The 11,969-nt window shown below is 66.5% G+C and carries 9 protein-coding genes; 6 read left to right on the forward strand and 3 right to left on the reverse strand.

Annotated features, from left to right (window positions below; all coding sequences use genetic code 11):
• Positions 1–272 (forward strand): transposase (locus G579_RS0102600; RefSeq protein WP_028988942.1); only part of this gene is annotated, 272 nt, incomplete at its 5' end.
• Positions 273–1,222: 950 nt separating this feature from the next.
• On the opposite strand, the gene typA is transcribed toward G579_RS0102600, so the two are convergent.
• From typA to G579_RS15430, 3 genes are all read right to left on the reverse strand, one after another.
• A complete protein-coding gene (typA, locus tag G579_RS0102605) occupies positions 1,223–3,040 on the reverse strand; it encodes a translational GTPase TypA (RefSeq protein ID WP_028988943.1) in 1,818 nt (605 codons plus the stop codon).
• A gap of 325 nt (positions 3,041–3,365) precedes the next feature.
• Positions 3,366–3,977, reverse strand: coding sequence for a hypothetical protein (locus tag G579_RS0102610; protein WP_028988944.1), 612 nt, complete (start codon positions 3,975–3,977; stop codon positions 3,366–3,368).
• Positions 3,978–3,983: 6 nt separating this feature from the next.
• Positions 3,984–6,371, reverse strand: a complete 2,388-nt coding sequence (locus G579_RS15430) for a penicillin-binding protein 1A (protein WP_051180748.1) — start codon at positions 6,369–6,371, stop codon at positions 3,984–3,986.
• A 269-nt stretch (positions 6,372–6,640) separates the two neighbouring features.
• On the opposite strand from G579_RS15430, the gene pilM reads away from it, so the two are divergent.
• The 5 genes from pilM to G579_RS15435 all read left to right on the forward strand — a co-directional run bounded on the left by pilM (position 6,641) and on the right by G579_RS15435 (position 11,957).
• Positions 6,641–7,696, forward strand: a complete 1,056-nt coding sequence (gene pilM, locus G579_RS0102620; protein WP_028988945.1) for a type IV pilus assembly protein PilM — start codon at positions 6,641–6,643, stop codon at positions 7,694–7,696.
• On the forward strand, positions 7,693–8,292 hold the full coding sequence (locus tag G579_RS0102625) for a PilN domain-containing protein (RefSeq protein WP_028988946.1): 600 nt from the start codon (positions 7,693–7,695) through the stop codon (positions 8,290–8,292). The genes pilM and G579_RS0102625 overlap by 4 nt, the downstream gene beginning before the upstream one ends.
• Positions 8,289–8,957, forward strand: a complete 669-nt coding sequence (locus tag G579_RS0102630) for a type IV pilus inner membrane component PilO (RefSeq protein WP_028988947.1) — start codon at positions 8,289–8,291, stop codon at positions 8,955–8,957. The genes G579_RS0102625 and G579_RS0102630 overlap by 4 nt, the downstream gene beginning before the upstream one ends.
• Positions 8,954–9,541: a pilus assembly protein PilP gene (locus G579_RS0102635; RefSeq protein WP_028988948.1), complete on the forward strand. Its 588-nt coding sequence runs from the start codon at positions 8,954–8,956 to the stop codon at positions 9,539–9,541. The genes G579_RS0102630 and G579_RS0102635 overlap by 4 nt, the downstream gene beginning before the upstream one ends.
• A gap of 91 nt (positions 9,542–9,632) precedes the next feature.
• Entirely contained in the window at positions 9,633–11,957 is a 2,325-nt protein-coding gene (locus G579_RS15435) for a type IV pilus secretin PilQ (protein WP_051180749.1), read from the forward strand.
• Positions 11,958–11,969 lie beyond the last annotated feature (12 nt).

Consider the following 11,969-nt stretch of genomic DNA (forward strand, 5'->3'; position numbering starts at 1 on the left):
TCAAGCACTGGTGCACCTGCGTCATGCGTTCCAAGGTCGAACCCATGAAGGAGGTCGCCGCCATGGTCCGTCGCCACCTCGAGGGCATCGTCGCCTGGGCCCAGACCCGCCAGACCAACGGCTTCCTCGAAGCGCTCAACGGCCTGTTTCAGTCCGCCAAGCGCCGCGCTCGCGGCTTCACCCGCTTCACCACTATCAGAACCGTCATCTTCCTGATCGCCGGCAAGCTCGACTTCGCAGTGATCAACCCTCATGCCCGGCAACCCACTTGAAATTCAACAGAGCCCCTCGGTTGCATATGGCATAACGCTTTTCGCTTGATTGAGAACAGACCCTAGTAATGATTCGCATTTTCTATGCTGAACAAATGATAATGATTATCATGTATGTGTCAACAGGTTTACTCCGGGGATGGGGACGGTGTCCGGCCCTGCGGCAGGTCGGGTAATTATGGTTTGTTCAGCGAATTGAGGGGTGCAGTGGGGCGGCGAGGCTGAGAAGCGCAGGTTGGGCTGAGTGCAGCGAAGCTCAACGGATGTAGGTTGGAGTGGGCTGCGCCCGCGGGTGCTTCGGCATCGGGGGTTATCCGACAGCAAATCACTTTGCCGCTCCCGCTGGTCGCTCTCGGCTATGCCTCGCGAAAACGGACAGCGCCAGTTGCCTGAGGCGCCGCAGAAACTCCCGTTGGTCGTTGCCTCTGGCTTGCCCAAGAGAAGGCAAAGAGCCGTGCCCCCGTTGTCCCGCGCGGGGTGCCCTGCACGACCCGGCGGGACAACGGGGGCACGGCGAAGGCAACCTAGCAGCCCGTTGTCGCCGCTGGCGGTAGGAGCGAGCTGGCTCGCGATCAGCCATATCGACTAGCGAGCAATCGCGAGCCAGCTCGCTCCTACAAGCCAGGATGACAGCCCGCTCGGTTTGGCACCGCGCCCGCCCGGAATCCCCGCTCCCACTGGAAGCGGGCAGGATGAGGGGACAGCCTTGCGAACACCGGTATCGTCCTGGATCACACGGCTGGCCCGCGATCCTTTATCCCGGCCGCCGCGGTGAATCGCGAGCCAGCTCGCTCCTGCATGCCCTTACCGGCACCCGCTCAGCCTCCGACGCCCGCCGGGCGCGCGCCTGCCGTGGCGGGAGGCCCGCTGGCCATTCCTGGCCGGATTGCTGCTAGCGGCTGCAGGCGCGGGTGGGCCCGCGATGCGTCTCGCCAGCGGGATGGTCCAGGTCAATCCCCCTGCCGGGCAGCTTTCTTGCGCTCGTGCTCCTTGAGGAACTGCTTGCGGATGCGGATGGACTGCGGCGTGATCTCCACCAGCTCGTCGTCGTCGATGAACTCGATGGCCGATTCCAGCGTCAGCTTGATGGGCGGGGTGAGGATGATGTTTTCGTCCGAACCCGAGGCGCGCATGTTGGTCAGCTTCTTTTCCTTGAGCGGGTTGACCACCAGATCGTTGTCGCGGCTGTGGATGCCGATGATCATGCCCTCGTAGACCTTCTCGCCGGGACTCACGAAGAGGCGGCCGCGCTCCTGCAGGTTGAAGAGCGCGAAGCCCACGGCCTCGCCCTGCTCGGCGGAAATCAGCACGCCGTTGATGCGCGCCGGGATGGGGCCCTTCATGGGGCCGTAGCCGTCGAAGACGTGGGCGATGATGCCGGTGCCGCTGGTGGCGGTGAGGAACTCGGTCTGGAAGCCGATCAGCCCGCGCGCCGGGATGCGGTACTCGATGCGCACCCGACCCTTGCCGTCGGGCAGCATGTCCAGCAGCTCGCCGCGGCGCAGGCCGAGCTTCTCCATGATGGCGCCCTGGTGCTGCTCCTCCACGTCCACGGTCAGGATTTCATAGGGTTCCTGCTTCTCGCCGTCGACTTCCTTGAAGATCACGCGCGGGCGCGAGACGGCCAGCTCGAAGCCTTCGCGGCGCATGTTTTCCAGCAGGATGGTCAGATGCAGCTCGCCGCGCCCGGACACCCGGAAGACGTCGGCGTTGTCCGTGTCCTCCACCCGCAGCGCCACATTGGTGAGCAGCTCCTTTTCCAGGCGGGCGCGGATCTGCCGGCTGGTGACCATCTTGCCTTCCTGGCCGGCGAAGGGGCTGGTGTTGACCTGGAAGTTCATGGTCAGGGTCGGCTCGTCCACCGGCTTCCAGGGCAGGGCCTCCGGGGAGGCGATGTCGGCGATGGTCGCGCCGATGCCGATCTCCTCGATGCCGGTGATGGCGACGATGTCGCCGGCATAGGCCGCCGGGGTTTCCTCCCGCTCCAGGCCGCGGAAGCCGAAGACCTGCAGGATGCGGCCCTTGACCGGCTTGTCCGCGTCGCCCTTGAGCACCATCACGTCCTGGCCGGGATAGATCTTGCCGCGATAGACGCGGCCGATGCCGATGCGGCCCACGAAGCTGGAGTAGTCCAGCGCCGCGATCTGCATCTGCAGCGGCTCCTCCGCGCTGCCGGTGGGCGCCGGCACGTGGCTCAGGATGGTCTCGAAGAGCGGGCGCATGTCGCTGCTGGGCTGCTCCAGATCCAGGGTCGCGTAGCCCTGCACGCCGGAGGCGTAGACGATCGGGAAGTCCAACTGCTCGTCGGTGGCGCCCAGATTGTCGAAGAGGTCGAAGGTGGCGTTGACCACCCAGTCGGGGCGGGCGCAGGGGCGGTCGACCTTGTTCACCACCACGATGGGCTTGAGCCCGAGCGCCAGCGCCTTCTTGGTGACGAAGCGGGTCTGCGGCATGGGCCCCTCGCAGGCGTCCACCAGCAGCACCACGCCGTCCACCATGCCCAGCACCCGCTCCACCTCGCCGCCGAAGTCGGCGTGGCCGGGCGTATCGACGATGTTGATGTGGGTGTCGCCGTAGGTGATGGCGGTGTTCTTGGCCAGGATGGTGATGCCGCGCTCACGCTCCAGGGCGTTGCTGTCCATGACCCGTTCCTCCACCTGCTGGTGGGCGGCGAAGGTGCCGGACTGCTGCAGCAGTTTGTCCACGAGGGTGGTCTTGCCGTGGTCCACGTGGGCGATGATGGCGATGTTGCGAAGCTTGCGTGACATAGGAATCTCGGAAAAAACGGCGGAATTGAGTTGCGGCGGAGTATAACCGGGCGGGCGGGGGAATTATAGTGTTTTGATGCCGGTGCAAACGGAGTCGGAGGAGTGGGCTGGCGCCAGCGGCGGCACCGGCATCTCGCAAGCGATCCGCCTATCGCGTCCGGCTGTAGGAGCGAGCTGGCTCGCGATCCGCCATCCCGACCGCCACCAAATCGCGGACCAGCCCGTTCCTGCCTCGCTGCGCTGCGCGGCGGGACGATGGGGTGAAACGCCTGGACCCTACCCCTCTCCCTCCCGCCGGGCGCGTGCCTGCCGTTGCGCCGTGCCGCTATTCCGCGCTCATCAGCGCTTCTACCTGCTTGCGCCGCGCGCGGCGCATGGGTTTGCCGGTGATGCGGGAAACGGGCGCCTCGCGCCCCTCGTCCGGGGCGAAGATCACGCAGTGGATGGCGGCCGGGCCGAGCTCGAAGCGCAGGCTCGGCAGTTCCCGGTAGTTGTTGCCGAAGCGCAGGTGCTGGCTGCCGATCTCATAGTCGATGCCGCGGTCCATGAGGAAGAAGGCCACGCTCTCGGGCGTGTCGGCGAAGAGGTGCAGATTGACATCCGAGTGCTCGGTGGCGGTGCCCTCCAGCACCGAGCCCACCAGGCGCGGATCGAAGTCGGCCAGCAGATCCATGGCCTGCAGGGCTGCTTCCCGCAGCTGCCGCAGCAGGACCGGCTGCCGGTCGCCCTGGAACAGGCGCAGGCGGATCTCCACCTCGGCATTGATCTCGGCATTGGAGGGCAGCACCTGCTGGCTGTCGCCGCTGATGGCTAGGTGCCGCAGGGCCTTGTCCTTGGCCAGCCGAAAATCCTGGATGCCCTCCTCCACCATGATGCGGGCGGCCTCGGTAGCCACCAGCTGGCGCAAGCGCCGGGAGTTCTGGGGGGGTCTGTTCATCGTGTCCTAAAACAGCTCTTCATACAGGTTGGTGGTGGCCGGATCGGCCTCCGGCACATCCGCCACCGGCGCTGCCTGGCCCTCCAGATCCGGGGGCTGGGGCACAAAGGCCGGCGGCAGATGGGCTTCCTGGAAATATTCGGGGATGCCGCCGCTGTCCACTAAAAAGCCGCGATTGGGAGAGATCTCCCGCACCACCACATCGGGCGGCTGGCGGAATTCGCCGATCGGCTGGTCTCTCAGCGCCGTGCGCATGTAGTCGATCCAGATGGGCAGGGCCGTAATCCCGCCGGTCTCGCGCCGCCCCAGGCTGCGTGGTTGGTCGAAGCCCACCCAAACGCCCGTCGCCAGGCGCGGCGTGAAGCCGATGAACCAAGCATCCCGGGATTCGTTGGTGGTGCCCGTCTTGCCGGCCAGATCGGGACGCTCCAAGCTGCGGGCGGCGGTGGCGGTGCCCCGCTGCACCACGTCCTGCATCATGCTGGTAGTGAGGAAGGCCACCGCCGGCGGCAGCACGGTCGAGGTCGGAGCCGGCTGGGCGCACAGGCCGCAATTGACCGGCGTGATGGGGCGGCCCTGGGCGTCCAGCACCTTTTCGATCAGATAGGGGTGCGGCCGGAAGCCGCCGGTGGCGAAGGCGCTGTAGCCCGCCGTCATCTGCAGCAGATTGACCGAGGCCGAGCCCAGGGCCAGGGACAGCCCATTGGGGAGCTGCTGCGGGCTGAAGCCGAAGCGCTGCACGTAGTCGCGGGCGTAGGGCAGGCCGATGGCCTGCAGCAGACGGATGCTGACCAGGTTCTGGGAGCGCGCCAGGGCCACCCGCAGGCGGGTCGGGCCGTAGTGCTTGCTTTCGTAGTTGTCCGGTTGCCAGAGCTTGCCGGAGCCGTCCACCACCGCGAAGGGCCCATCGTCCAGCACGCTGGCCGGAGTGAAATAGTGATTCTGGCCGGCTGCCGCCAGGGCGTCGCCGTCCATGGCGGCGGCGTAGATGAAGGGCTTGAAGGCGGAACCGGGCTGCCGCCAGGCCTGGGTCACGTGGTTGAACTGCTTCAGATCGAAGCTGTAGCCGCCGGCCATGGCCAGGATGCGTCCGGAGGCGGCGTCCAGGGATACCAGGCCGCCCTGCACCTGGGGGATCTGGGCCAGGCGCCAATCCTTGCCCGCCTGCCGCAGCCAGATCAGATCGCCGCGTTGCAGCACGTCCTTGACCCGCTTGGGCCTCGTGTCCGATCCCCGGTGCGCCCAAGCGACGGCCGCGAAGGGCAGGGAAATCTCCTCGCCCGCATCCAGATATACCCGGGCGCGCTCGGCGTCGGCATCGAGCACCGCACCCCAGTGCAGCCCTGCGGGGATCTTGCCGGGCAGCGCGGCGGGCGGCTGGCCGTCGATTACCGCCTGCAGGGCGGCGTCATCCAGCCGGGCAATGGGGCCGCGGTAGCCGTGGCGGCGATCGTAGGCCTCCAGGCCCTCCACCAGCGCCTGCTGTGCCGCCTGCTGGTTCTCGCTCAGGATGGTGGTGTACACCTGCAGGCCGGAGCTGTAGGCGGTCTCCTCGCCGAATGCGTCGACGACCCAACGGCGCACTTCTTCGGTGGCATAGGGGGCGATGTCGTTGCCCGCTACGTGGCGGCTGGCGCTCAGTGGTTCGGCGATGGCGGCCTCGGCCTCGGCCGGCGAGATGAAGCCGAGCTTGGCCATGCGGTGCAGGATATAGTCCCGCCGCGCCAGCGCCCGCTCCGGGTTGATCAGCGGGTTGAAGGCGGAGGGCGCCTTGGGCAAGCCGGCCAGCAGGGCGATCTGCGCCAGGGACAGGTCCCGGATGTCCTTGCCGAAATAGCGTTGTGCCGCCGCCTGCACGCCGTAGGCGCCGTTGCCCAGGTAAATCTGATTGAGGTACAGGGCCAGGATGCTCGGCTTGCTCAGGTGTTGCTCGATCTTCAGCGCCAGCAGGGCTTCCTTGAGCTTGCGCTCGAAGGTCTGGTCGGATTCCAGGAAGAAGTTGCGCGCCACCTGCTGGGTGATGGTGCTGGCGCCCTGCACCACCTGGCCGGCGCGGAAGTTGGCCCAGGCGGCGCGCACGATGCCCATGGCGTCCACGCCGCCATGCTCGTAAAAGCGTGCGTCCTCGGCCGCAATGAAGGCCTGCTGCACCCGGCGGGGAATCTGGTCGATGTGCAGCGGCGTGCGCCGCTCCGCGCCGATCTCCACCAGCAGCACGCTGTCCGCCGAGTAGATGCGCAGGGGCATGCGCGGATGGTAGTCCAGCACCGGGTTGATGTCCGGCAGCTGGCTTTGCAGCCGGTTGTAGGTGAGATAGCCCGCGATGCCGGCCGCACTGAGAAGCAGCACGAGGACGAGCAGGGACCACAGGAGGAAGCGCAGGGCTGGCCGCATATTCTTTGGACGCTAGGGGCTGGTACAGGCTGGAACGGGCAAGCTAAAACATGTCATAGAAGCGAAGAATAGTCTAGCTGGGATGGATGGGAAAGGCGGGCGGGAGCGTGAATCGGAAAGCCGCAAAAAATCCTGGGCGCGCCTTGACAGGGAAGAGAATACTGCTAATTTCCGTGATTACCGGGAACCCGGATAAGACAATATTTACAATGATAAATTCCCGCCAGGCACGGGAATGCCACCCAAAGGTTGCGAAAAAAGGATCTCCATTGCTTGCTTTTGCTCCGCCTCCCGTGATCGGGCTGGATATCAGCTCCTCTTCCGTCAAGCTGGTCGAACTGTCACGAACGAAGGGCCGCTACCGCGTGGAGCGTTTCGGCATCGAGCCCTTGCCCCTCAACAACGGCGGGGCCGGGATGCCGGACATGGATGTGGTGGCCGCCACCGTCGCCGCGCTGATCAAGCGCAGCCAGACCCGTGCCAAGGCAGCCGCCACCGCGCTGCCCGGCGCCGTCGCCATCATCAAGGTCATTTCCCTGCCGGCCGGCATGAACGAGCTGGACATCGACGAGCAGATCCGGCTCGAGGGCGGACAGTACATTCCCTACAGCATGGACGGCGTCAACTTCGATTTCGTGGTGTTGGGACCCGACGACACCCGGCCGGGCTACGATCAGGTGCTGCTGATCGCCTGCAAGCGCGAGGCGGTGGAGGACCGGGTGGCGATCCTGGACAAGGCCGGCATCCAGGCGCGGGTGGTGGACGTGGAGCCTTTTACCCTGCTCGCCGCTTACGAGCACATCGCAGCGCAGCCGGGTGCCGTGCCCCTGGGCCAGACCGTGGCCTTGATCGACGTGGGCGCCACCACCACCAAGGTCAACGTCTTCCAGGCCGGCCAGCCCATCTACAATCGCGAGCACAGCTTCGGCGGCGACCGCCTGACCGAGGAAATCATGCGCCGCTATCGGCTCAGCCAGGAGGATGCCGGCCGCATGAAGCGCCGGGGCGGGCTGCCGGAGGACTACGAGCAGACGGTGCTGGCGCCCTTCGTGGACAACCTGGTAGTCGATCTGCTGCGCTCCCTCGAGTTCTTCCAGTCCAGCATGCCCAACGCTCATGTCGACCAGGTCATGCTCTTCGGCGGCTGCGCGCAGATTCCCGGCGTCTCCGAGGCGCTGCGTGAGCGTGGCCAAGTGCCGGTGACCGTCGCCAACCCCTTCGCCGGCATGGACGTGGCGGCGGGCGTAGACCTCAAGCGCCTGCAACAGGAGGCGCCCTCGCTGGCGGTGGCGTGCGGTCTGGCCTTGCGGAGATTCGACCCATGATTCGCATCAACCTCCTGCCCTACCGTGAAGCCAAGCGCAAAGAGCTGGCGCGCCGCCGCACCATGCTGGTCGGCGCCGGCGCGGCGGTGATCGGCCTGCTGTTCTATGCCGTCTACCTGGGCTTCGATCACCGGCTGCAGCAGCAGCAGGCGCGGGTGGACTTCCTCCGCCAGGAGATCGCCCAGCTCGACGTCAAGATCAAGACCATCGCCGACATCAAGCAGCAGCGCGAGGCCATGCTCGCCAAGCTCAACGTGGTCGAGAAGCTGCAGAAGGACCGCGGCCTCGTGGTGCAGGTCTTCAACGAGCTGGCCGCGCGCACGCCCGACGGCGTATTCCTGACCCACGTCCAGGAAGGGCCGCAGGGTTTCCTGCTGGAAGGCTATGCCGAATCCAACGGCCAGGTTTCCGAGCTGATGCGCAACCTCGAAGCCTCCTCGGTATTCACGGCACCCAGGCTGGAAATCATCTCCAAGAGCGAGCTGGCCGGCTCGCCGGTGGGCCAGTTCAAGATGCAGGTGAGCCTGCGTCCCGCACTGGAGGGGGAAGCGCAGCAACAAGCGACGAGCGCCGGCAAGGGGGCGGCAGGGCAATGAGCTGGGACGAGATCCGCAACCTGCAGCCCGACGACTTCTTCCGCTGGCCGCTGAAGACCCAGTTGGGCGCCGTGGCCGTGGTGGCCCTGTTTCTGGGCATTTTTTTCTATCTGTTCCTGCTCAAGCCCCTCAACGAGCAATATGCTTCGCTGCAGGGCGAGGAGGAGTTCCTGAAGGGCCAGGTGCGCGAAAAGCAGCGGCTGGCGGCCCACTACGACGAATACCAGCAGCAGCTCAAGGAGATCGAGCGGCGCCTGCGGCTCATGCTGCGGCAGTTGCCCAGCCAGACGGAGATCCCCTCGCTGCTGGACGACATCACCCTGGCGGGGCGCAGTCGCGGCCTCGATTTCGAGCTGTTCCAGCCGCTGCCCGAGCAGGCCTTGGAGTTCAATGCCGAAGTGCCGGTCAAGATCAAGGTGCTGGGCGGCTACGACGCCATGGGCAATTTCGCCGCCGCGGTTGCCGCGATGCCGCGCATCGTCACCCTGCACGACCTGGACATCAAGCGCGTGGCCGATGCCGGCGCCGCCGCCACTGCCCCCGCCCAGAGCGGCGCCGCGGGCGCCGAAGTACTGCGGCTGGAATGCACGGCCAAGACCTATCGCTACCTGGACGAGGCGGAAGTCAAGGCCCGCGCCCAGGCCCAGAAGGAGGCGAAGTCATGAAGCAATCCAAGCCCCGCCCGCACAGGTCGGCAGCCGCCGTGCTTGCCCGCGGCGCCGCCTGCGCTCTCGGTTTCGCCGTGCTGGCCGGCTGCGGCAGCTCGGATGATAACCTGGCGGATCTGCGCCAGTTCGTGGCGGAGGGGGCGGGCAAGACGAAAAAGATCGAGCCCCTGCCCGAGCCGCCCCTGCCCAGCATCATCGCCTACACGGGCGAGGACGGCCGCAATCCCTTCACCAGTTTCGAGGAAAGCCGCCGGCGCGAGCGGGCCATGGAAATCGCCAAGGGGCCCAAGCCCAACCCCAATCGCCCGCGCCAGCCCCTGGAAGAGTTCGACCTGGCCAGCCTGACCCTGGTCGGCATCGTGCATGACGTCCAGCACCGCCCCTGGGCCATCATCAAGGGGCCGGACAACAATACCTATCGGATCACGCGGGGCAGCTACCTGGGCAAAAACGAAGGACAGGTGATCGACATCATCCAGAAGCCGGGAGAAGCGACCCTGCGCATCGTGGAGCTGGTGCCCAGCCTGGACGGCGGCTTCGAAAAGCGGGAGCAACGCCTGGCAATGAACCGGATGCCCTGACGGCGCGATCCGGCGCGGCAAGCGGCACTCGATGTGAAAAAAATAACGAAGGACCGGTGACAAGGCCGGTTTGAGCCACAGAGGTTAGTGCATGAACAAAGCAAAACAACAAGACCGACGGAAGTCGTCCCAGGCACACGCGGCCCCGCTGCTGCCGCACCATGCGCGGCGCCCCCTGCGCCTGGCCCTGGTCTTGCTCGGCATCGGCGCCCTGCCCGCTCTCGCCGCCATCGAGCCCCCGGTTCAGCCTGCCGCCGCCAGCCAGGCCGCAGCGGGCCAGGCGGCGCTCATCGACGGGCTGGTGCAGCAGCAGGGTGCCAGGGGCGGGATCCTGATCCAGGCGCGCCAGCGGCCCGACTACGATGTCAACGTGCTGGACGACGGCCGGCGGGTGCAGATCGACTTCCTGAACACCCGCTTCGGCCCGGCCGTGCAGCCGGTCAGGGGCAGCGGCAACGTGCAGCTCATCAAACCCAGCAATCTGCCCGCCTCTCACACGGCCCGCCTGGAGCTCCTGCTCAATCAGCCCATGCCGGTGATGGTCGAACCCGCGGCCAGCGGCTATCGCATCGCTTTCGCCTCTGCCTTCGCCACCGCGCCCGCAGCGCCGGTGTCCGCCGCCCAGGCGGCATCCGTGCCGCCGGCGGGCGCCGTCAGCCCGGCGACGCCCGCCATCGCCGACATGACCTTCCACCGCGGCGCGAACAATGCCGGCCGCATGGAGATCCAAGTCGCCCAGGGCACGCCCTCGCCCGACGTGCAGCGGCAGGGCGACCGCCTCCTGGTGGATCTGCCCAATACCCGCTTGCCCGCCCATTTGGAGCGCCGGCTGGACGTCACCGAGTTCGGCACGCCGGTGCGCACCGTGGACAGCTATCAGCGCGGCCGGGACACCCGGCTCGTCTTCACCGTGCCCGCCGCCTTCGACTATACCGCCTATCAGGTAGGCAGCAAATTGGTGGTGGAGGTCAAGCCGCGCGCGCTGTCCCGCGCCGACGATCCGTCCAAGGCGGAGCCGGGCAAGCCCTACACCGGGGCGCGCTTCAGCATGGACTTCCAGGCCATCGACATCCGCAACGCCCTGCAGGTGATCGCCGACTTCACCGGCCTGAACATCGTCATGGCCGACAACGTGACCGGCACCCTGACCATGCGCCTGAAGAACGTGCCCTGGGATCAGGCCCTGGACGTGATCCTGGAATCCAAGGGGCTCGGCATGCGGCGGGACGGCAACGTGATCTGGGTGGCGCCGCAAAAGGACCTGGACGCGGCCGAAGAGGCGCGGCTCAAGGCCGAGCAAAGCAAGATCAAGCTGGAGCCGCTCGTCACCGAGCTGATCCAGGTCAACTACGCCAAGGCGGAGGAGCTGGCCGAGCTGCTCAAGGCGAGCTCCGGCACGAGCACCACCACCAGCCGCACCAACACCAGCCTGGACGGCACCCGCCAGGAAACGGAAACCTACCGCACCGGCCTGCTCACGTCTCTGGGCCTGAGCGGCCAACTGGGCAACAACCTGTTGTCCGAGCGCGGCGCGGTGACGGTGGACAACCGCACCAACTCCCTGCTCGTCAAGGAAACCCCCAGCAACCTGGCCAACATCAAGCTGCTGATCGCGAAGCTCGACCGGCCGGTGCGCCAGATCATGATCGAAAGTCGCATCGTGGTGGCCACCACCAACGCCAGCCGCTCCTTGGGCGTGCAATGGGGCGGCAGCTACAACGACACCACCGGCTACGACTTCCCCTACTCCATCGACCTGTCCGGCGCCTATGCGGGCGGCCAGGTCGGCGGCGCCCGGGGCGTGGTCACCCCCTCGCCCGTGGTCAACTTCCCGGCCACCCCCACCAGCGGCTTCACGCCCGCCAGCCTCGGCTTCCGCCTGGGCAGCTTCCTGGGCAACAAGATCCTCGACTTCCAGTTGTCCGCCATCGAAGCCGAAGGCCAGGGCAAGGTGGTGTCCAGCCCGCGCGTGATCACCGCCGACCAGCAGAAAGCCATTATCGAGCAGGGCAAGGAAATCCCCTACCAGCAGGCCACCAGCAGCGGTGCCACCGCCGTCAGCTTCAAGAAGGCCGTGCTGAGCCTGGAAGTCACGCCGCGCATCACCCCGGACGGCAAGGTCAATCTGGACGTCTTCGCCACCCGCGACTCCAAGGGCGAGATCGTCCCCGGCGGCGTGGCCATCGACACCCGCAAGGTCAAGACCAAGGTGCTGGTGGACAACGGCGAGACCGTGGTGATCGGCGGCATCTACGAAGAAGAGGAAAACCAGCAGGAAACCGGCGTGCCGGGCTTGAGAAAGTTGCCGCTGCTGGGCCATCTGTTCAAAAACCGGACAAGGACCAAGAACCAGACGGAACTGCTCATCTTCCTGACACCGAAGATCCTGGATGGGCCGGTGCCGGAGTCGCGTTAAGCGCAACTGACA

It is taken from the genome of Thermithiobacillus tepidarius DSM 3134 (assembly GCF_000423825.1).
GTDB classification, from domain to species: Bacteria; Pseudomonadota; Gammaproteobacteria; order Acidithiobacillales; family Thermithiobacillaceae; genus Thermithiobacillus; species Thermithiobacillus tepidarius.

Excerpts from the sequence above, each read along its gene's own strand:
- G579_RS0102625 (WP_028988946.1), top strand. The coding sequence starts at position 7,693 with ATGATTCGCATCAACCTCCTGCCCTACCGTGAAGCCAAGCGCAAAGAG.
- G579_RS0102630 (WP_028988947.1), top strand. The coding sequence starts at position 8,289 with ATGAGCTGGGACGAGATCCGCAACCTGCAGCCCGACGACTTCTTCCGC.
- G579_RS0102635 (WP_028988948.1), top strand. The coding sequence starts at position 8,954 with ATGAAGCAATCCAAGCCCCGCCCGCACAGGTCGGCAGCCGCCGTGCTT.
- G579_RS15435 (WP_051180749.1), top strand. The coding sequence starts at position 9,633 with ATGAACAAAGCAAAACAACAAGACCGACGGAAGTCGTCCCAGGCACAC.
- G579_RS0102610 (WP_028988944.1), bottom strand. The coding sequence starts at position 3,977 with ATGAACAGACCCCCCCAGAACTCCCGGCGCTTGCGCCAGCTGGTGGCT.
- G579_RS15430 (WP_051180748.1), bottom strand. The coding sequence starts at position 6,371 with ATGCGGCCAGCCCTGCGCTTCCTCCTGTGGTCCCTGCTCGTCCTCGTG.
- typA (WP_028988943.1), bottom strand. The coding sequence starts at position 3,040 with ATGTCACGCAAGCTTCGCAACATCGCCATCATCGCCCACGTGGACCAC.